Source organism: Micromonospora sp. NBC_00617 (assembly GCF_045161355.1).
Lineage (GTDB): Bacteria > Actinomycetota > Actinomycetes > Mycobacteriales > Micromonosporaceae > Micromonospora.
This window is the reverse complement of record NZ_CP107751.1, coordinates 845,711-866,687: the sequence shown is the minus strand read 5'-3', so window position 1 is coordinate 866,687 and position 20,977 is coordinate 845,711. Positions and strand designations below refer to the sequence as shown.

At 72.9% G+C, this 20,977-nt stretch carries 15 protein-coding genes; 4 read left to right on the top strand and 11 right to left on the bottom strand.

The genetic code is table 11. The features are described 5' to 3' along the window. Positions 1–6 precede the first annotated feature (6 nt). Entirely contained in the window at positions 7–894 is an 888-nt protein-coding gene (locus tag OG505_RS04025) for a phosphatase PAP2 family protein (protein ID WP_405431049.1), read from the bottom strand. A 194-nt stretch (positions 895–1,088) separates the two neighbouring features. Between OG505_RS04025 and OG505_RS04020 the strand changes: the two genes are divergently transcribed. After that, complete coding sequence (locus OG505_RS04020; protein ID WP_405434375.1) at positions 1,089–1,742, top strand: DUF3159 domain-containing protein; 654 nt, start codon at positions 1,089–1,091, stop codon at positions 1,740–1,742. 284 nt (positions 1,743–2,026) lie between these two features. Here the strand turns inward: OG505_RS04020 and OG505_RS04015 are convergent, their stop codons facing one another. Further along, complete coding sequence (locus tag OG505_RS04015) at positions 2,027–4,933, bottom strand: glycoside hydrolase family 48 protein (RefSeq protein ID WP_405431048.1); 2,907 nt, start codon at positions 4,931–4,933, stop codon at positions 2,027–2,029. 843 nt (positions 4,934–5,776) lie between these two features. On the opposite strand from OG505_RS04015, the gene OG505_RS04010 reads away from it, so the two are divergent. Continuing rightward, positions 5,777–7,120, top strand: a complete 1,344-nt coding sequence (locus OG505_RS04010) for a GH1 family beta-glucosidase (RefSeq protein WP_405431046.1) — start codon at positions 5,777–5,779, stop codon at positions 7,118–7,120. Positions 7,121–7,199: 79 nt separating this feature from the next. Here the strand turns inward: OG505_RS04010 and OG505_RS04005 are convergent, their stop codons facing one another. The 3 genes from OG505_RS04005 to OG505_RS03995 all read right to left on the bottom strand — a co-directional run bounded on the left by OG505_RS04005 (position 7,200) and on the right by OG505_RS03995 (position 11,673). Then, positions 7,200–7,613: a roadblock/LC7 domain-containing protein gene (locus tag OG505_RS04005; RefSeq protein WP_197281421.1), complete on the bottom strand. Its 414-nt coding sequence runs from the start codon at positions 7,611–7,613 to the stop codon at positions 7,200–7,202. A gap of 5 nt (positions 7,614–7,618) precedes the next feature. After that, positions 7,619–10,162, bottom strand: a complete 2,544-nt coding sequence (locus OG505_RS04000) for a nitrate- and nitrite sensing domain-containing protein (protein WP_405431044.1) — start codon at positions 10,160–10,162, stop codon at positions 7,619–7,621. Between the two features lie 98 nt (positions 10,163–10,260). Next, the gene (locus tag OG505_RS03995) at positions 10,261–11,673 is read right to left on the bottom strand and encodes an FGGY family carbohydrate kinase (RefSeq protein WP_405431043.1); all 1,413 of its coding nucleotides are present in this window, start codon (positions 11,671–11,673) and stop codon (positions 10,261–10,263) included. Between the two features lie 271 nt (positions 11,674–11,944). Here OG505_RS03995 and OG505_RS03990 point away from each other — a divergent pair, with 271 nt between their 5' ends. Continuing rightward, positions 11,945–13,876, top strand: coding sequence for an anthranilate synthase family protein (locus OG505_RS03990; RefSeq protein WP_405434373.1), 1,932 nt, complete (start codon positions 11,945–11,947; stop codon positions 13,874–13,876). 113 nt (positions 13,877–13,989) lie between these two features. On the opposite strand, the gene wrbA is transcribed toward OG505_RS03990, so the two are convergent. From wrbA to OG505_RS03970, 4 genes are all read right to left on the bottom strand, one after another. Further along, positions 13,990–14,607, bottom strand: coding sequence for an NAD(P)H:quinone oxidoreductase (gene wrbA, locus OG505_RS03985; protein WP_405431042.1), 618 nt, complete (start codon positions 14,605–14,607; stop codon positions 13,990–13,992). 287 nt (positions 14,608–14,894) lie between these two features. Then, a complete protein-coding gene (locus OG505_RS03980; RefSeq protein ID WP_405431040.1) occupies positions 14,895–15,263 on the bottom strand; it encodes a DUF3037 domain-containing protein in 369 nt (122 codons plus the stop codon). Next, entirely contained in the window at positions 15,260–16,018 is a 759-nt protein-coding gene (locus tag OG505_RS03975) for a HipA family kinase (RefSeq protein ID WP_405431039.1), read from the bottom strand. Before OG505_RS03975 ends, OG505_RS03980 begins: the two co-directional genes overlap by 4 nt. 80 nt (positions 16,019–16,098) lie before the next feature. Beyond that, complete coding sequence (locus OG505_RS03970; RefSeq protein WP_405431037.1) at positions 16,099–16,491, bottom strand: hypothetical protein; 393 nt, start codon at positions 16,489–16,491, stop codon at positions 16,099–16,101. A gap of 135 nt (positions 16,492–16,626) precedes the next feature. Between OG505_RS03970 and OG505_RS03965 the strand changes: the two genes are divergently transcribed. After that, positions 16,627–17,748, top strand: a complete 1,122-nt coding sequence (locus OG505_RS03965) for a winged helix DNA-binding domain-containing protein (protein ID WP_405431035.1) — start codon at positions 16,627–16,629, stop codon at positions 17,746–17,748. Here OG505_RS03965 and malQ read toward each other — a convergent pair. After that, entirely contained in the window at positions 17,730–19,655 is a 1,926-nt protein-coding gene (gene malQ / locus OG505_RS03960) for a 4-alpha-glucanotransferase (RefSeq protein WP_405431034.1), read from the bottom strand. The genes OG505_RS03965 and malQ overlap by 19 nt on opposite strands. A gap of 110 nt (positions 19,656–19,765) precedes the next feature. Continuing rightward, complete coding sequence (locus OG505_RS03955; protein WP_405431033.1) at positions 19,766–20,974, bottom strand: ABC transporter ATP-binding protein; 1,209 nt, start codon at positions 20,972–20,974, stop codon at positions 19,766–19,768. Positions 20,975–20,977: the final 3 nt, after the last annotated feature.

Genomic DNA, 20,977 nt, shown 5'->3' with positions numbered 1-20,977 from the left:
GTCGGCTCAGCCCTTGACCCGGGGCACCAGCCGATGCACGACGGTCAGCACCAGCGCCATCACCAACGCCATTGTGCCGGCGATGCCGGCGGCGCTGCCCGCGTACCCGACCAAGAGCGGGCGGCGGCTCAACTCCTCCGGGCCGGTCCCGCGCAGGTCCACCAGCCAGGTGAGGGCCAGTCCGGAGGCGATCAGGGCGAGCACACCGGCCACGCCGAGCACGACCGCGGCGACGCGGTGGGCGTCGCCGGGCGCGATCTGGGCCTGCTCGCGTTGGGTGATCAGCAGGACGAGGCCCGCCAGCGCCGCCCAGACGCCCACCACCAGGTAGGCGGCGACCGCGTCGCTGGGTCGGTGCCAACCGGCGGACAGGGTCGCCACCCCGGCGAGGGCGGCGTAACTCGCGCCGACGAAGGCGCCGACGGCACGTACCTTGGGCGGCAGGACCAGCATGAGCGCGACCGCCACCGACGCGGCCACGGCGGTGTGCCCACTGGGGAGGCTGTTGCCCACCGCGGCGCGGTCCGGGTCGAGGCCGAGGTCGGGCCGACTCAGGCCGTACTTGAGCAGTTGGGTGGAGACGTTCGCCCCGGCGATGAGCAGCGTCGCGGTGACGGCCAGGGCGATCCGCCCCCGGATGAGCGCGATGAAGCCGATCATCGCGGTGGCGGCGAGCAGGGAGACCACCGACATCGCGTTGAGGATCCGGTCCACCGGCCCGTCGATGCGGTCGTGGCCGATCTGGTTGCCGGTCAGGGCGACCGTGTCGACCCACTGGCCGATCTCGGTGTGCACGGCCACCCGCCAGACGGCGAGGAAGGCGGCCGCCTGGACGAGGGCCAGTACGACCAACCAGACCGCGGTCCAACCCCGTGCCGTCGCGCGCATCCGCACACCGTAGCGGCCGGTGCCGGCCGGTTGGCCGGTGGCCCACCGGCTTCCGCCGGTTAGGTTGGGGCGGAGGCGAGGAGGTGGCGGTGGGCGGCACACCGGAGCGGGAGTCCGGCCAGGTCGAGCCCGGCCCGGACCGGGCGACGGCGGCCGGTCCACACGGCGGGGGGACGGCCCCGGCCGAGTCCCTGACGGACCTGCTGGGCGGGCGACGGGGCGCGGTGGACGCCACCCTGCCGACGGTGGCGTTCGCGGTGGGCTGGCTGATCGGGGGCGAGTCGCTGTGGGCCGGGGTGGGCGCGGCGCTCGCCGTGGGCGTCGTGGTGGCCGGCGTACGGCTGCGGCGGGGTGACCGGCCGCGCTCGGTGCTGATCGGGCTGCTCGCCGTCTGCGTCGCGGCGCTGATCGCGGTGCGGACCGGCCGGGCCGAGAACTTCTTTCTGATCCAGTTGCTGTCGAACGCCGCCAGCGCGCTGGCGTGGGCCGTGAGCATCGTGGTGCGCTGGCCGCTGCTCGGCGTGCTGGTCGGCACGGCGCTGGGCCAGCGGACCCGGTGGCGGCGGGACCCGGCGCTGCTGCGCGGGTACGGCCGGGCCAGTTGGGTGTGGACGGCGACCTATGTGGTGCGGGTGGCGGTGTTCGTCCCGCTGTACCTGAGTGGGCAGGTGCTCGCGCTCGTGGTGGCCCGGATCGCGTTGACCTGGCCGCTGGTCGCGGCGGCGCTGGCGGTGAGTTGGGTGGTGCTGCGCCGGTCGTTGCCGACCGGGCACCCGGGGCTGCGTCACCCGGTCACCGGTGACCCGGACGTCCGGCCCGGCGAGCAGGCTGGGAAGGGGCCCCGGCGGGCATAAAAGTGGAGAGGCCGCCACGGGGGGAGCGGCCTCTCCGGTGACGTACGTTACTCCGTCATCCTCTGTGGCGTGATCCCGCGACAGCCGGAATTTCTGGGCTTTTTCGCGCCAGTCTTCAGTCCGGGCGGTGGGGTGGGCCGGTCGACCCGCTGCGTTGGCCAGATGACCGGCCCACCCCGGCCTGACCGTGGGTGTCAGGCCGTCCGCCGGCCGGGTCCCGTCGTTCCCCCGGACCCGGCCGAACCCCGGGGTGGGCGGGGCACTCCACCCACCCCGGGTCGCTGTCAGCCGTTCGGGAACAGGGTCCCGTAGTCGGCGTACGCCATGGCCACGTCGGCCTGCGCCCAGAAGCGGTGGTAGTTGAAGCTGGGCTCCGCACCACCGTTCAGGTACGCCTGCACCTTGGGCCAGTCCGGGTCTTTCTTGTAGAAGGACCGGATGTCGAGGAAGCTCTTGCCGGCGGCGATGGCGTCGCCGTTGGGCATCTTCCCGGTCCAGCCCGGCGGGACGTAGAGGCCCTGCCCGGTGGAGGCGTCGTAGACGTCGTCGAAGCGCTTGTAGTCGCCACGCGTCTCGGTGGTGGAGACGCCCTTCGCGTCACTGGCGGCGTCCAGCGCGTCCAGCAGGCCCTTGGCGGTGGTCTTCGCCGCCGCGTTGCCCGACTTGGCCGCGTACGCGATCAGGATCCGGGCGTAGGAGGCGGCGACGCCGACGTCCTGGCCCTTGCTGATCACCTCGACGTGCAGGTTGGTGTTGGGCTGCGGGCTGGACGGGTTCCAGGTGGTCGGCTGACCGGTCCACTTCATGTCCGACGGGATCGACCAGTTGGTGCCGACGGTCGTGTTGGCGATCGCCCACGGCACCCACTTGTCCAGCAGCGCCTTGGCCTTCGCGTTGCCGGTCTGCAGGTACAGCTCGGCGATCCGCTGCATCGACCACGCCTGCATGCCGAACCACTGGTTCGACGGCGGGTCGTTGTAGACCGGGTCGACGTCGTAGAACATGCCGTAGAAGGTGCTGGTGCCCGACGGCGGCTGGGCGTAGCTGCCGTCCCAGCTGTTGGTCGCGCCGCCGGCGATGCCGCCCTCGGACGACTGCAGCCAGGTGTAGAACTCCAGCTGCCGGTCGAAGCTCTTGGTCCAGTCGGCGACAGCGGTCGACGACTGCGGCTTGAGCTCCGGGGTGTTGGTCAGCGCCCAGGCCGCGAACGGGTTCTGGTAGCCGAAGTGGTTGTGGCTGGAACCGATCCGCCAGGACCAGTTCTGGCTGGCGTCGTACGCGCCGCCCCAGGCGTAGTACCAGGACAGCAGGTAGTGTGCCGAGTCCTTGCCGGTGCCGGCGGGGCAGGTGCTGGCCCCGACGCAGTTGCCGATCTTCTTGAAGTACTTGTCGAACATCGCGTACCGCAGGTAGTCGCCCATCTTGGCGGCCTTGGCCACGGTGGCGGCGACGTCGGCCTGCTTGCCCTGCGCCTTGGCCCAGGTCAGCGCCCAGTAGGCGGCCTGCACGGCGCGGGCGTCGGCGTCCGGGGCGTTGGTGTACTTCCACTGCTTGGCGGGAGCGCCGGTGTCCTTGACGAACAGGTCGAGGTAGCCGTACTGACCGCCGTGCTTGAAGGTGTCGCAGGACGGCTGCGGGATGGTCTCCCACACCGACTCCTGGGTGCCCCGCTGGAAGGTGTTGATGTACGCCGGCTTGGTGGTGCCGTCACCGCAGCGGCCGAAGCCGTAGGTGTTGTCGACGTCCATCAGCCAGTGCATGCCGTAGATGTCGCCGGTGCCGTAGGTGGACTGGAGCTCCGAGCGGAGCGGGTCCTGCCCGACGGAGATGTTGGGCTGCAACGCCGAGGGGTACTGGCTGGGCAGGTTGTACTCGGCGGCGTACTGCGGGGTGCCGGCGGAGCCCGCGGTGGGCTGGTCGGCGTGCGACGGGATGATGTACTTCTCCATCACCGTCCAGGCGTTGTTGAACGGCGCCCAGTTCTGGGTGACGCGGCCGTACTGGGCCTCGAGCCAGATCCAGAAGCTGAACGCCTCCGAGGTGGTCTCGTGGCCGTGGTCGGGCGCCTCGACGATCAACGTCTCGACCGAGTGGTACGGCACGCCCTCGGGGCTGAAGTAGCCCGAGTTCTTGATCTTGCCGTACTGGTCGAGGAACTTCTTGATGTAGGCGTTGTCGCCGCCGGGGGTGTCGTTGTCGATCTCGGTGGCGGTGACCGTCAGGGGCGCGAGACCGGTGGCGGACGCGGTGATGGTGGCGGTGCCGCCGACGGTGTCGGCGTCCTCCGCCGCGGCGACCGTGATGGTGACCCCGGTGTTCCAGTTGGTCGGCGTCAGCGTGACGCTGGTCGGCGAGACCGTGACGTCGGTGTCGCCGGTGCGGGTGAGGGTGACCGGCACGTTGCCCGTCGGCGCGGCGCTGAGCTTCAGGTTGAAGGTGGTGGTGCCTCCCTCGTTGACGCTCACCGCGGACGGGGTGGCGATCAGCCTCGGGCCGGTGGCGGCGGCGACGGTGAACGACTTCTCGTCGACCCCGATGCCGTTCGCGTTGTCGTACGCCTTGGCCTGCACCGTGTAGTTGCCGGCCGGCAGGGCCTCCTGCGTGTACGCGTACGGCGCGGTGGTGTCGGTGTTGATCAGCAGGCCGTTGCGGTAGAACTCGACCTTGCTGATCGTCCCGTCCGGGTCGCTGGCCGTGGCGGTCAGCGGCACGTCGGCCGGGGCGGTGAACGGCCCGCTCGGCAGGGCGAGGGAGACCGTCGGCGGCTGGTTGGCCGGGGTGCCGTTGCAGGGGGTGCCGTTCAGGGTGAACGAGGTGGGCTTCGGGTTGCTGCCCGAGTAGGAGCCGTTGAAGCCGATGGTGGTGGAAGCCCCGGTGCCGAGGTTGCCGTTGTACGACTCGTTGGTCGCGGTGACCTCACTGCCGGACTGGCTGAACCTGGCCGACCAGCCCTGGGTGACCCGCTGGCTGCTGTTCGGGAAGGTCCACTTGAGCGTCCAGTTGCTGACCGCGTCGCCCATGTTCTTGATGGTCACGTTCGCGGTGAAGCCGGTGTTCCAGTCGTTGGTCGCGTAGACCACGTCGCAGGCGGGTGCGGCCTGCGCGGCGCCGGCGGGCAGGGTCACTCCGCCGATGGCGAGCGCGGCGGCGGCGAGGATCGCCACTCGGCGGCGTCGTGCCAGTTGTCTCATGTGCGCGGTGTCTCCTCGGACCAGGCCGGGGTGGTCCCCGGCGAGGCGCCTCCCCGCGGGTGTGGTGGTACGCGGGGGATTCGAGGCGCCGGGAAGGTGGTCGCCCCGGGCCCGGCCGGGGTGCGGCGGTGCGGCCCGCGCGGGAGGGGGTCCCGCCGGCTGCGCTCGGGTGCCGTGACCGGAAGTCGTGCTGCCGGCTGCCCTCGGCGGACCCGCGCCCACGCGATCTGGCTCCTGTCGCGTTGAATCGACAGTGTGCCATGGAAGCGCTCCCACAACAAGCGCGCGGGGGGCGGGATCACCCAGTTGTTTCGATCTCGTTTTGGGTCTTTCACAAAGGCGTGACGAGCGTTACAGTCGCAACATCGGTCGATGGGAGCGCTTCCATCGACAAAGGTTCCAACTGGAAGATCACCGGGACCGTCCTCGTGGCGGCCCCGGGGAACCAACCCGAAGGCCGACGGCGGGCCAGCCCGGACGCCGCCGTCAGCCATCATCCCGCCACAGGGAGGGAGGTGGAACCAGAGCCACTCGCGTGGCCCGGCTCCCGCGCGACACGCACGGCAGGACCCAAATCTCGCCCGTGTGTGTGCAGTTACGGTGGGGACGGGGGTTGCCCTCCCCCGTCCCCACACTAAACCCCCGTACACAATGGGAAAAGAGGCCGACGGGACAGGCGCGAAGCGCCGCCCGGTCGGCCTCGTTCGCTGTCCGGGGCCCCCACCCGCCTCGACCCGCCAATCCGGCCGCCGTGACGGCCGGCTCACCGGGCCGGCCGCTCCTGGCCTATCCTGGGAGCGCTCCCGAATCTCGGCGGCGGCCCCGTATCCACGAGGAGAATCCATGTCGATACCTACCGGGCCCGCCGGCCCGCTGCGCTTTCCCCGCGACTTCGGCTGGGGCGCGGCCACCTCCGCTTACCAGATCGAGGGCGCCGCCAAGGAGGACGGCCGCGGCGAGTCGGTCTGGGACACCTTCAGCCGTGTCCCCGGGCGCACCCGCAACGGCGACACCGGCGACGTGGCCGCCGACCACTACCACCGGTACGCCGAAGACCTCGACCTGATGCGCGACCTGGGTCTGCGCAGCTACCGCTTCTCCATCTCCTGGCCCCGCGTCCAGCCCGACGGCACCGGCGCGCCCAACCAGCGCGGGCTCGACTTCTACCGCCGCCTCCTGGACGGCCTGCACGAGCGCGGCATCGCCCCGATGGCCACCCTGTTCCACTGGGACCTGCCGCAGGCGTTGCAGGACGCCGACGGCTGGGAGTCCCGCGACACCGCCCACCGCTTCGCCGACTACGCCGACGCGGTCTTCACCGCCCTCGGTGACCGGGTGCCGGTCTGGCTCACCATCAACGAGCCCAAGACCGTCGTGCAGAACGGCTATCTCATGGGCCACCACGCGCCCGGCCGGCAGGACCCGGACGCCGCCTACCTCGTCGCCCACCACCTGCAACTGGCCCACGGCCTCGCGGTCCGCGCGCTGCGCGCCGCCAACGGCACCGGCCGGATCGGCCCCGCGCTCAACCTGCACCCCTGCTACCCCACCGACGACTCCCCCGGGGCCGCCGCCGCCGCCCAGCTCTACGACGGCTACGAGAACCGCCTCTACCTCGACTCGCTACTCAAGGGCAGCTACCCGCAGGACGTGCTGGCCGACCTGGGCCCGCAGAGCCGGATGGTGCGCGGCATCCGCGACGGCGACCTGGCAGTGATCTCGTCCCCGGTCGACCTGCTGGCCGTGCAGTACTACACGCCCATCTACGTCACCGCCGACGGCAGCACCGAACACCGGTGGCCGACCTCCGAGGCCGGTTGGCAGCAGATCTACCCCGACGGCATGTACGACATCCTGACCCGGGTCACCCGGGACTACGGCCCGATCCCGCTCACCGTCACCGAGAACGGCCTGCCCACCCCCGACACCCTGGCCGCCGACGACACCGTCGACGACAGCGGCCGGATCACCTTCCTGCGCGACCACCTGGCCGCCGCGCACCGCGCCATCAGCGCCGGGGTGCCGCTGGAGAGCTTCCACGTGTGGTCGATGCTCGACAACTTCGAGTGGGACGAAGGGTACGACCAACGCTGGGGCCTGGTCTACGTGGACTACGCCACCCAGCGCCGGGTGCTCAAGCGCAGCGCCCACTGGTACCGCTCCGTCATCGCCGAGGGCGGTTTCTGAGCGGGCCGCCCGGACGGCCGGGCCCGGACGGCTCGGCTCCGGGTGAGCCGGTGACCGTCCGGGTTCCGGTCGGGAACGTTCAACGGGGCAGCGCCTGCTGCAACTCCGCCCGCAGGGCAGGGGTGAGCATCTCCCCCGCCTGCTTCGCCAGCCGGGCCATCTCGTAGCCCACCACGCCGATGTCCGCGTCGCCGGCCGCGAGCGTGGCCAGGATCGACCCGTCGCGGACCTGCATCACGAGGAAGTAGCCCCGGCCCATCTCAACCACCGTTTGCTTGACGATGTCGCCGTCGAACATCTGCGCCGCGCCCGCCGTGATGCTCATCAGCCCGGACGTCACCGCGGCGAGCTTGTCCGCGTGGTCGCGGGGCAGATGATCGGAGATCGCCACCAGCAGCCCGTCGGAGGAGACCACCACCGCGTGCGCCACACCCGGCACCCGCTCGGCGAACGCGCTCACCAGCCAGCTCAGGTCACGTGCCTCCTGGCTCAACGTCGTCACTGTCGTCGTCCTCCTTCGTCGTGCCCCCACGAGGGTGGCACCGGTATCTCGGTGGTGTCCTCGGCCTCGGCACGCCGTACCCCGCTGTAGAGCCGGGAAAGCATGCCACCGACCGCCTCCGGGTCCAGCTCGGCGCGCGCCGGCGCCGACTCCGGCTGGGCCGGGCGGGTGACCGCGGAAAGTTGCGCCATCGGCACGCGGATCGGCAGGCCGCGCTCGTTCGTGCCGGCCGTCACCGGAGTGGCGGGCGGCGCGGCCGGGCCGGGGGCCACCGCCCCGGTCGGTCCCTGCCGGGACCACCAGCCGCCGTCATCGCCGCCGGCGGCGGCCGGCGCCAACACGTCCTCGGCGCGTACCGGCACGGGGCGGGTCTGGCGCGGCACGGTGGCGGCCGGCGGGCGACCGGCCACCGGCAGGTCCAGCGGAGCGACGGCCGGTCCACGGGCACCAGCCGACCGGGGCGCCCCCGGCATCCGCTGCGCCGCGGCGCCCCGCGCCGCACTCGCCGCCAGCATCCGCGCCGGCGCCGGCGGATCCAGCTCCACCGAACCGGCCGGAGCCAGCAGGGCGGCCGGCAGCACCAGCCGCGCGACCAGACCGCTCTGGCCCGCGTCGAGCTGCACCCGCACGCCCAGCCGGCTCGCCAGGTGGCTGACCACGAACAGGCCCATCCGCTCGACCGCCGCGACGTCCGCGGCCGGCGGTTTGGCCAGCACCGCGTTCGCCTCGGCCAGCGCGGCCGGGCTCATGCCCAGGCCGTCGTCCACGATCTCGATCAACGTGCCCGAAGCCTCGACCCGGGCGGTCACCAGCACGACCGTGTCCGGACGGGAGAACGCGGTCGCGTTCTCCAACAGCTCGGCCAGCATGTGCACCAGTTCCCCGACCGCGTGCCCCAACACGTTGACCTCGCCCACCGAATCCAGCCGGACCCGCTGGTACTGCTCGATCTCGGCGGCGGCTGCCAGCAGCACGGTGCCGAGACCCACCGGACGGTTCCACCGACGGGTGGAGTCCGTACCGGCAAGCACCAGCAGGCTCTCGTCGTTACGGCGCATCCGGGCGGCCAGGTGGTCGAGCTTGAACAGGTTGCCGAGCTGGTCCGGGTCGCTCTCCTCGCGCTCGAGGTCGTCGAGCAGCTCCAGTTGGCGCTCCACCAACACCTGGCTGCGGCGGGCAAGGTTGACGAACATCGCATTGACGTTGCGACGCATCAGCGCCTGCTCGACGGCGACGGTCACGGCGCTGCGGTGCACCGCGACAAACGCCTCCGCCAGCTCACCGATCTCGTCGAGTGAACGGACCACCGCCGGCGCGACCTCGATGCTCGGCACCCCGCCGGTGACGGTCCGCAGCCGATCCAGCGCGTCCGGCAGCTCGACCTGCGCGATCCGCAGCGCCTGGCTGCGCAGCAGCCGCATCGACCGGGCGACCGACCGCCCCACCAGCAGTGAGATCAGCAGGGCGACCAGCAGCACGGTGACGACACCGCCGACCACCAGCAGGGTGGCCCGCAACTGGCCGCTGCTGGCGTCATCGGCCTCGCGCACCGCGTCGTCCAGCACCCCCGCCTCGACCTGGCGCAGCAACTCCTGGCGCTGTTGGCTGGCCGACCACCACTGCTCCGATGGCAGCACCTCGGGCGCGGCGTTCCCGGCCGGCAGGCTGCGCTCCTCCAGTTGGGTGGCGACCAGGAACAGCGGGTTCACCGAGGTCTCGTCGTACCGGCGGATCTGGTCCGTGGTGGCGGCCACCCGGAACGCGCCGAGGGCGGTCAACTGCTGGGCACGCAGGTCGGCGAGGACCACCCGGTCCTCCGTGCCGTACCGGCCGGCACGGGCGCCGGCGTAGAGCTGGGCGCGGACGCGCGAGGAGAGCTCCTTGACCCGGGCCAGCTGCACGTAGCGCAGGACCGAGTCGCTCAACGCCGCCCGGTCCTGACCCGGCGTCGGCTCGGCGAGCAGATCCAGCAGCGCGCCCACGGCCCGGTGGTAGTTGCTCAGGATGGTGTCGTTGCTGAGCACCGCCGGCGGGATCGCCGGACGGATGTCGATCACCTGGTCGTACGCCTCCTGCGCCTCGGAGAAGGCCACCCGCCAGGACGCGTCGGCGTCGGCCAGCGGCCCGGCCGCCCGACTCAGGTCGGCCATCGCCCGGTCGGAGGCCGCCTGCAACGGTCGCAGCGCGGTCGCGGCGGCCTGCCGGTCGCCACCGCGGCGCAGCTCGCCCAGCTCACCCGCCGAGCGGTCCCGCTCCTGTTGAAGCTGGTGCACCACCGCGGTGATCTGCCGGCCGATGGCGACCTGCCGGGAGAAGTCGTTCAGCGCGGTCGTCCGGCCGACCAGGGCGCTGGTCTGCACGCCCGCGAGCACCAGGAACGCCAACGACGGCACCACGAGCACGGTGGCCAGCTTGGTGCTCATCCGCCAGTCCCGCAGGCGGAACGGCGAGCGGCGTCGATGCGGAACGACGCGGACGTCGAAGCGTCGCCGGCGGTGGTTCGAAACCCCGCCGGTCGCCGGGTCGGGACCTGCCGCCACCCTGCCTCCTCCTCCTGCCGCGTCCACCGCGACCCGGGGAGCGCAGTCCATCCAACCAGGCCCGGTAGCGCTGTCAACGGCCCGGGCAGGGCGGAAGTTCAGGAAGGATACTGCGGGTGGGATCGTCCTGTCGTGGTCGGTAAGACCAGCTCATCCGTCCGGCCGATGTCGGCGAGCCCGGCTGCCGCACCAAAGCGGCCCAGCGCGACCAACGCGGCGCCGGTGGCACCGATCTCCGGGTTCCGTTGGTGCGACACCGGTCGCGGCGCGAGCGCGGCGGCGAACGCCTGCCGCCACCACACCGAGGCGGCCACCGCGCCACCACCCAGCACCACCCCGACCGGTTTGTCGACCGTGGACTCCAGCACCGCGAGATCGTCGGCGACCAGCTCGCACAGCCCCTGCATCAAGCCGGCCAGGATGTCCACCGCCGTGGTGCTGAAGCTCAGGCCGCGCAGCTCGCCCGAGCCCGCCGGCGCCAAACCGGGCGGCCGGTCGCCCCCGAACCGCGGGTCGGCCGGCCGGCCGCCGCCCGCCGGCACCAACGCCAGCGCCGCGTCCAGCTCGTCCCCGGAGGGCAGTCGCAGCTCCCTGTTCGCCCAGGCGAACAGGTTGCCACCGCTGGAGTACGCCGCCCCGGTCACCACGTGGTCGTGGTCGACCCGGTAGCGCCAGAGTCGTTCGGGCAGCCGCGGCAGCGGCTCTCCGGCCGGGATCCGCTGCATCAGGCGTACGGCCGCGGACGTGCCCACCGTGACCGCGGCCCGGCTCGGGTCGGCGCAGCCCGAGCCGACGTTCGACGCGCCGCCGTCACCCACCGGCGGCGTCCACCGGGCCTCGGCCAGCTGCGGCCAGCGGCGGGCGCGGTCGGGCCGGAGCCGGCCGTGCCAGTCCAGCTCACCCAGGGTCGGCAGGTCACGCGGTCGCGCGCCGGCGAGCGTCAACGCCTCCTCGTCCCAGCGCAGTGTGCGCAGGTCCAACAAACCCGTGCCGGAGGCCTGGGAGATCGACATGGGCGCCGCCTGCAGCAGCTCGCCCAGCACGTACTCCGGCAGGCCGACGAACCGGGCGATCGGCGTGCCCGACTGTTCCCGCAGCCAGGGCAGGCGCATCGACCAGTAGGAGCGGTGCCACCAGCAGCCGGTGCGCTGGTGGAAGCCGTCCGGGTCGGCCGGGCCGGACGTGTCGCCGACCGGCGCGGGCCGGGTGTCCAACCAGGTGACGACCGGGCCGAGCGGAGTGCCGTCGCGGTCCAGCGGAAGCACCGAGTGCCACTGCGCGGAGGTCGCCACCAGGTCGACGTCGTGCAGGTGCCCCGCCTCGGCCAGCTCGTCCAGACACTCGATGAGACAGGCGAGGTAGTCGGGGCCGGAGAGCGTGCCGGTGCCGTCGTCACCGATGGCGAGGTTGACCTTCCGCCGGGCCAGAGCGCCGGGCAGCGGCTGGGTTCCCCCGTCCAGCACCAGTCCGCGTACGGAGGAGGTGCCCAGGTCGAGCGCGAGAATGTTCATCGCCGGTCAAGTTACCCGGTGCCGGCCGCGCGGGACCGAAGGTCCGGCCGGGCGTACCGGTACGTCCGAAGGGGTCCCGAGCCGGGCCGCGGCCGCGTAAGGTGGACCGCATGCTCGCGCACCCAACCTCCTGGTGGCCCGCCGACCCGGCGGCCACCCCCCGCGCGTAGCTCCATCCACGCGGCCGCCACCGAGGCGGCCGCCGGATCTCCCGGCCCGGATGGCCGCCACCGCTGGCGGCGCCCGGCCCACGGAGACCACGATGACCAGCCTGACCCACCTGACCGACCTGCTCGCCGCCATCTCCCGTGGCGACGACCCCGGCCCGTTCGCGCTGCTGCGCCGCGAGGGCGCCGACGAGCTGGAACTCTTCACCGGCGTCGTCGCCACCGTCGACCGGCTGGCGGACATCCCGCTGTCGCCGGGCGCGCCCGGGGCGCGGACGCTGGCCCTGGTGCCGTTCCGGCAGATCGCCGAACGCGGCTTCGCCTGCGTCGACGACGACGCCCCGCTGGAGTGCCTCCAGATCCGCGAGCACCGGCGGATCCCCCTGGCCGAGGCCCTGGCCGCGCTGCCCGACCAGCCGGTCCGCACCCGCGACGCCGCGTTCGACGTCAGCGACGAGGAGTACGCGGGGATCGTGCAGCAGGTGCTCACCGAGGAGATCGGCCACGGCGAGGGCGCGAACTTCGTCATCCACCGCACCCTGCACGCCACCGTGCAGGGCACTCCGCTGGTGGCGGCGCTGGCCGCGCTGCGCCGGCTGCTGGTCGCCGAGCGCGGCGCCTACTGGACATTCGTGGTGCACACCGACACGCGGACCCTGGTCGGCGCCAGCCCGGAACGACACGTCAGCGTCGACGACGGGCTCGTGATGATGAACCCGATCAGCGGCACCTTCCGGCCCAGCGGCGACACCCCGGACCGGGAGGCGCTGCTGCGGTTCCTCGCCGACCCGAAGGAGGTCGAGGAGCTCTACATGGTGCTCGACGAGGAGCTGAAGATGATGGCGACCGTCGCCGAGCACGGCGGCCAGGTCATCGGCCCCTACCTCAAGGAGATGTCCCACCTGGCGCACACCGAGTACCTGCTCGCCGGGCGGGGCACCCGCGACGTGCGGGAGGTGCTGCGGGAGACGATGTTCGCGCCCACCGTGACGGGCAGCCCGATGGAGAACGCCTGCCGGGTGATCGCCCGGCACGAGCGCCGGGGCCGGGGCTACTACGCGGGCGTGCTGGCCCTGCTCGGGCACGACGACGCCGGCCGCCAGACGCTGGACGCGCCGATCCTGATCCGTACCGCCGAGATCTCCCCCACCGGCCAGCTGCGGGTGCCGGTCGGCGCCACCCTGGTCCGGCATTCCACGGCGGCCGGCGAGGTGGCCGAGACGCACGCCAAGGCCGCCGGAGTGCTGGCCGCGCTCGGTCTCGGCCCGGCGGCGCCCGCCGGCGACCGCGGGCCGGTCGTGCGGCTGGCCGACGACCCGGCGGTACGCGACGCGCTCGCCGCGCGGAACACGCCGCTGGCCCGGTTCTGGCTGGACCAGCGGGCGCCGGACGCGCCGGGGCTGCCCGGGTTGGTCGGTCTGCGGGCACTGATCGTGGACGCCGAAGACACCTTCACCGGCATGCTGGCGCACCAACTGGGCGCGTTGGGCTTCGCGGTCACGCTGCGGCCGTGGCACGCCGGTGGCCCGGTCGACGAGTACGACCTGGTGGTGGCCGGGCCCGGGCCGGGTGACCCGGGCAGCGCGGACGACCCGAAGATGACCGCGTTGCGGGAGCTGCTGGACGGGCTGCTGGCGACCGGCCGGCCCACCCTCGCGGTCTGCCTGGGGCACCAGGTGCTGGCCGGGCTGCTGGGGCTGCCCCTGCATCGTCGGGACGCGCCCTATCAGGGGTTGCAACGGGAGGTCGAACTGTTCGGCGGGGCCCGCCGGGTCGGCTTCTACTCCTCGTTCACCGCACGGGCCGAGGTGGACCGACTGCACACCGCGTACGGGACGGTGGAGCTGGCCCGGGACGCGCGCGACGGGTCCGTGCACGCCCTGCGCGGGCGGGGTTTCGCCGGGGTGCAGTTCCACCCGGAGTCGGTGCTCAGCCCGGACGGGCTGACCGTGCTGATCGAGTTGCTGGCCGATCTGCTGCCGGCGTCACGCCCGGCCCGGCAGGCATCGCCGGCTGGCCCGGCCCACCAGGCGTAGCCGACCGGCCGCGCCCGCCCGGCATAGCCACCGCCGTCATGGGGTAGGGCTGGTGCGACCGGTGGTGTGAGCGGGCCGAGAGCCCCCGCCCGCGCCACCGGTCGCACCATCTGTCAGCCGCCCAGGCCCTGCTTGAGCGCGGCGCCGACCTGCACCGCCCGGCGGGCGGTGAGGGCGCAGGCGCCCAGCGCCACCGCGTCCGGGGCGATCTCCCCGTTGTTGCTGGTGTGCGAGGCGCCGTACGGGTTGCCGGCGATGAACTGGCTGGAGTCGGTGTAGCCGGGGGGCACCACGACACCACCCCAGTGGTAGAAGACGTTGAACAGCGAGGTCAGGGTCGTCTCCTGCCCGCCGTGCGAGGTCGCTGTCGAGGTGAAGCCCGCGTAGACCTTGTTGGCCAGCGCGCCCTGCGCCCACAGCGGACCGGTGGTGTCGATGAACTGCTTCAGCTGGGCGGCGATCATGCCGTACCGGGTGGGCGATCCGAAGATCACCACGTCGGCCCAGGCCAGATCGTCGATCATCGCCTCGGGCACGTCCTGGGTTTCCAGGTGGTGCGCCTGCCAGCCGGAGTTGGAGCGGATCGCCTCGTCCGGCGCCAGCTCCCGCACCTTGCGCAGACGTACGTCGGCGCCGGCCTCGCCCGCGGCCTCGCACGCGGCCTGCGCCATCTGGTACGTGATGCCGGTGGCGCTGTAATAGATCACCGCTACCTTGGTCTGGGCAGCCATCAGATTGTCCCCTTCTCGTCTCGGGTCAGCTCCCGCGACTACCCCCCAGGTGCGGTGACAAACGACGCCGACGGCGGCCTTCCGGTCGTCCGGGCTCAAGTTTTCCGCAAGTTCCCGGCCGTTTCGGCCCGGTCGTCCGCGTGGGCGGCCATCCTGATGCCATCGGTGCCGGCGCGATCCTGGCGCCGGATGGCATCGGGCGCCTGAACGGGGGATCGCGCTCCGCTGGCAACGACGCTGGCGCAGCGCGATCAGGGGTACTTCCCGAACCTGTCCGGCCGGTGCGCTCAGTGGACCAGCGCCGCCATCAGCCGATCCAACTCGCCGGCCGGGTCAGCGGTGAGGCCGGTGTGCACCGGGCCCGCCTGGATCATCGTGCTGCGGGGCGCGGCCAGCCAGTGGAACCGTTCGCCGAGCCGCATCCGGGTCGCCGGCCCGGCACCGCAGGTGGTCCGGTCCAGGGAGTCGAGCACCGCGGCCACGGCCGGCAGATCGACATCGGGCGCCAGCGCGCGGACCCGATCGGCGTCCAGGTGCGTCCGCGCCGCCAGGAAGTCACGCTGCTGGCAGTAGAGCAGCACCCCGACGTTGATCTGCTCGCCGCGCTCGATGCGGGGCACCAGCCGGATGAGGGCGTACTCGAACGGATGCCTCACGCCACGCTCCCCGCCGGTAGCCAGTCCGCCGGCCGGGCGACCCGCCGCGACAGGTGTGCCACGTACGCCGCGCGCGCCGCGTCGGCCGAGTCGAAGTCGGCGGCGGTCAGCCACTGGGCCGGCACCAGCGCCAGCACCTCCCGCAGCAGCTCCGGGGTGACCCGGGGGGTCAGCTCGGCGTCGGCCTCGGCCAGCCGCGACGCGTACGGCTCCAGCACGTGATCGCCCGCGCGGTAGGCCCGGTGCACGGCGGCGTCGGCGCGCGGCCAGTTGTGGTGGAAGTACAGCGCGGCGCCGTGGTCGATGAGCCACAGCTCCCGGTGCCAGACCAGCAGGTTCGGGTTGCGCCAGCTCCGGTCCACGTTCTCCACGTACGCGTCGAACCAGAGCACCCGGGACGCCAGCACCGCGTCGACCGGGTGTGCGACCGGGTCGAAGCCGAGCGCTCCCGGCAGGAAGTCCATCCCCAGGTTGGCGCCGCCGCTGTTGCGCAGCAGCTCCTGCACCTCCTGGTCGGGCTCCGCCCGCCCGATCACCGGGTCGATGTCGAGGACCACCAGCGGCGGCACCCGCAACTCCAGCCGGCGGGCCAGCTCACCGCAGATCACCTCGGCGATGAGCGCCTTGGGCCCCTGGCCGGCGCCGGAGAACTTCGCCACGTACGTGCCGAGGTCGTCGGCCTCCACGAGGCCCGGCAGCGAGCCACCCTCGCGCAGCGGCGTGACGTAGCGGATGGCGTTGACCTGGCGGAGCACGTCGCCCACCCTACTGGGGGCCGCGCCGCGACCCGCCGCCTGTCCTCGTCGAACGTGCTCCGCCGTCCGGGCGGCCCGCGTCAGTCGAGCTTGCCGCGCAGCTTGTCGACCTGCGTCTGGAGGCGGTTCACCGCGTTCTCGTTGTTGACGAAGGTGGTGATGCCCGCGGCGAGGCCGAGGCCGATCAGCACCGCCAGGATGCTCAGCACCAGACCGCCGATCGACACCCCGCGGCCGGTCACCCCGGGTCGTTGCGCCATCTTGAGCCCGACGATGCCGAGGATGATTCCGATGATGCCGAGCACCAGCCCCAACCAGGCGAGGATGGCGGTCAACACGCTGAACAGGCCGGCGACGCCGAACACCAGCGCGAAGGTGGCGGCCGCGCTGGTCTTCGCGCTGGCTTCCCCCCGGTGGCTCCGAGACCCGGCCGGTACGCCGGCACCCCGGGCCGGCTCGTTTGCGGCAGTCATGAGACTCCCCCTTCGTACGCGCGGCTCGTGTACTTCCGGTGGGCCGCCTTCCCGCTGCTCGGGTGGTTATGCACCGGAGCCACTGTCGGCCGGGTGCCCTACCCTGACGCAGCCACCTCCGGGGAAGGGAGTCCGATGACCAGGGAACTCACCGCGTCCGAGGCGCTCGGCCTGCGGATGACGAGCCTGCTGCTGCGACCGCACCCGAGCATCCGGCCCGGCGCGGTGGCCGAGGTGGTCGAGTGGTTCGGCGCGATGCAGGCGCAGGATGTGGCGAGCGGGCTGTGGTCGCTGGGCGCCCGGTTGCCGGGGTGGACCAGATCCGACGTACAGGCGGCGCTGGAGCGCCGTGAAGCTCTGCGCACGTGGCCGATGCGGGGCACCGTGCACCTCGTTCCCCCCGCCGACACCCGCTGGATGCTGGAGCTGACCGGCGTCCGCTCGCGGGCCGGCGCGGCGACCCGTCGCACGCAACTCGGGCTCACCGAGGCCGACGCGGACCGGGCGTTGGACGTGCTCGGCGCCGCGCTGGTCGGCGGACGCCGGCTCACGCGGGCGGAGTGCCTGGCGGCCCTTCGCGCGGCGGGCCTGTCGACGGACGCCCAGCGGGGCTACCACCTGCTCTGGTACGCGAGTGTGCGCGGGGTGACCTGCGTGGCGCCGAACGTCGGCACCGACCAGACCTTCGCCCTGCTCGACGAGTGGGCGCCGGAGCAACGCCACCTGGATCGGGACGAGGCGTTGGCCCTGCTCGCCCACCGCTACGTCCGCGGGCACGGGCCGGTCACCGCCCGCGAGTTCGCCGGCTGGAGCGGCCTCACCCTGACCGACGCGCGGCGCGGCCTGGCAACCGCCGGCGAACTGCTGAGCACGGTACTCGTCGACGGCGAGCCGATGCACGTGGACGCGGCGCTGTGCGACACGGCGTCGGCCGGTGCGCGCGCGCCGCAGGATGACGTGCTGGCGCTGCCCGGCTTCGACGAGTACCTGCTCGGCTACCGGGACCGCACGCTGATGCTCGACCCCGCGCACCAGGCGGCCGTGGTGCCCGGCAACAACGGCGTCTTCCAGGCGACCGTGGTCCGCGCGGGCCGGGTGGTGGGCGTCTGGAAGCGCGCGCTCGGCCGGGCCGCCGTCACCGTGGCGATCCGGCCGCTGACGACGCTGGACGCTGGCGAGCGAGCCCGGGTGGAGAAGGCCCTGGGACGGTACGCCGACTTCCTCGGGCTGCCCGCCCGCTACGACTGGTCGGCCTGAGGGCTGCGCGCCTCGGACCGGCGCGGGGCGGACGATCGGGGACGCGCGGCGGTGAGCAGGTCGCCGACCCGCGTCACCCGCGGGTCGGCGCGGATCTGCGCCACGGTCGCCGGCAGCGGCAGCCTCCAGTTCGGATACTCGTCGACCGTGCCCGGCATGTTGGGCTGGCGCACCTCGCCCAGCACGTCGTAGAGGGAGACGCCGAGCAGCCGGGTGGGGCTGGCCGCGAGCGCGGCGTGCATCGCCACCACCACGTCGTCGTCGGGTGGGCCCGGCTCGCCGCCGGGCGTCGCCCCCGGGTCGGCCGGCTCGGGCAGCAGCGCCTCGTCGCGCAGCATCGCCAGCAGCCGCTCGCGGTCGGCGGCGGCCCGGGCCCGCTCGACCGCGACATCGGTGCCGAGCAACGTCAACTCGTCGCGGACACGGACGTGCTCGCCGGTCAAAAAGCCCGACGCGGTGGGCAGGTCGTGGGTGGAGATGGTGGCCAGCGCGTTACGCGGCCAGCGGGTCGGCGGGATGAAGTTGCCATCGTCGTCCCGGGCGAACCACAGCACGGTCGAGCCGAGCATGTTGCGCCCCCGCAGGCCCCGGGTCACGGCGGGTTGGACCGTGCCGAGATCCTCGCCGACCACCACCGCGCCGGCCCGGTGGGCCTCCAGCGCGAGGATGCCGAGCATCGCCTCGGCGTCGTATCGGACGTAGGTGCCCTCGGCGGCGCTGGCGCCCGGCGGCACCCACCACAGCCGCCACAGCCCCGCGACGTGGTCGACCCGCAGGCCGCCCGCGTGCCGCAGGGTCCGCCGTAGCATGTCCCGGTACGCCGCGTACCCGGTCTCGGCGAGCCGGTCCGGCCGCCAGGCGGCGAGGCCCCAGTCCTGGCCGAGCTGGTTGAAGTCGTCCGGTGGGGCGCCGACGCGTACCCCCTGGGCCAGGACGTCGGCGAGCTGCCAGCCGTCCGCGCCGCCCGGGTCGATGCCGACGGCCAGGTCGTGCACCACGCCGACCGGCATTCCCGCCGCCCGGGCCGCCGCGGTGACGGCGTCGAGCTGCTCGTCGCACAGGTATTGCAGCCAGGCGTGGAAGGCCACCCGGTCGGCGAGCTGCCGACGCTGCTCGGCGACCGCCGGGGCGGCCGGGTGGTGCAGCTCCGCCGGCCAGGCACGCCAGTCGTTGCCGTGCCGCTCGGCCAGCGCGCACCAGGTGGCGAAGCTGGCCAGCGCCGGGTCCGCGGCCAGGTCGACCGGCTGGGCGTACGGGTGCAGCAGCTCCAGGGCGTGCCGCTTGGCGGTCCACACCTCGTCATAGTCGATCAGGTCGCCGCGGTCGGGGCGCAGCGCGTCCACCACCGCCCGGGTCGCCGGGTCTGCCGCGGCGTACGCGGCGGTGTCACCGACGCGCAGGTAGAGCGGGTTGACGAAGCGCCGACTGGCCGGTGAGTACGGTGAGGCGGCCACCGGATGCGCGGGCCCCACCGCGTGCAGCGGGTTGAGCAGCACCAGCCCGGCGCCCGTGGCGCCGGCCCAGCCGGTGAACTCGGCCAGGTCGCCGAGGTCGCCCATGCCCCAGGAGCGTTCCGAGGTGAGCGCGTAGAGCTGGACCATCCAACCCCAGGTGCGCGGCGGCACGGGCAGCCGACGGGGCACCACCACGAGCGTCACGTCGCGGCCGGCGCAGCCCAACCGGTGCCAGCCCAGCGGCAGGTCTCCCGGCACTTCGCCGTCGACGTCGCGGCGGCCACCGTCCTCCAGGGTCACCACGCCGGGGCCGGGCAGCGCCCGGGTCGTGCCGTGGGTCAGCACCACCGTCGCCGGCAACGCGGCCGAATCGACGGCGCGGGCGGCGGCGAGCGCGTCGGCCACGGCGGCCGGGCTGGTGGCGTCCACGCCGAGCAGGCCGAGCACGCCCACGACGGTCTCCGGTGCGCCTCGCCGATCTTGCACTTTCGGTCGCGACACAGGGGACATCCGGCCCATGTCGACAACCGAAACTGCAAGATCGGCGGGAGGGGCGGCGGGGTTCAGTCAGCTAGCGCGCCGGCTGACCTGCCTTCGTGCAGGGTGAGGTTGCGGCCGTTGGTCGGGTCGAACAGGTGGATCTTCTCCAGGTTGAACCAGACCCGGCGGGACTGTCCCTCCGCGACCGGCGACTCGGCGGACAACCGGGTGACCAGGTTGCCGCCGGTGCCGGCGAAGTCGCCCGCGCCCGCGTCGGCGGCCAGCTCCTCCAGCTCGGCGGCGCTGGCCCGCTCCCCCTCGACCGTGAAGTAGACGTACTTGTCCGAGCCCATCGACTCGACGATCTCCACGGGCGCCTCGAACTCCAGACCCCGGCGGCGGGTGTCCTCGTCGACCAGTTCGGCGTCCTCGAAGTGCTCGGGGCGTACGCCGAGGATCAGCTCGCGGGGCGCGTCGGCCGCCTCCAGCTCGCGGCGGACCCGGTCGCCGAGCGGCACCTCGCCCAGCGCGGTGTGCAGGCTGCCGTCCAGCACGGCGGCGTGCAGGAAGTTCATCGACGGGGAGCCGATGAAGCCGGCCACGAAGAGGTTGCGGGGGTGGTCGTACAGCTCCTGCGGAGGCCCGACCTGCTGGATCGCGCCACCCCGCATGATGACCACCCGGTCGCCGAGGGTCATCGCCTCGGTCTGGTCGTGGGTGACGTAGACGGTGGTGGTGCCGAGCTGCTTCTGCAACCGGGACACCACCGTGCGCATCTGCACGCGCAGCTTCGCGTCCAGGTTGGACAGCGGCTCGTCCATGAGGAACGCCTTGGGCTGGCGGACGATCGCACGGCCCATCGCCACCCGCTGACGCTGACCGCCGGAGAGGTTGGCCGGTTTGCGGTTTAGCAGCGGCACCAGCTCCAGCACCTTGGCCGCCTCGTCGACCTTGGCGTTGATGGTCTCCCGGTCCAGCTTCGCCAGGCGCAGGGGGAACGCCATGTTCTCCCGCACGGTCATGTTCGGGTACAGGGCGTAGGACTGGAACACCATCGCGATGTCCCGGTCCCGGGGGGCCTTGTCGTTGACCCGCTGGCCGCCGATGCGCAGTTCGCCGGAGCTGATGTCCTCCAGGCCGGCGATCATGTTGAGGGTGGTGGACTTGCCGCAGCCCGAGGGGCCGACCAGGATGACGAACTCGCCGTCGGCGATCTCCAGGTCGACGTCCTGCACGGCGACGGTCCCGTCCGGGAACCTCTTGCTCACCTTGTCGAGCACGATGTCAGCCATGAC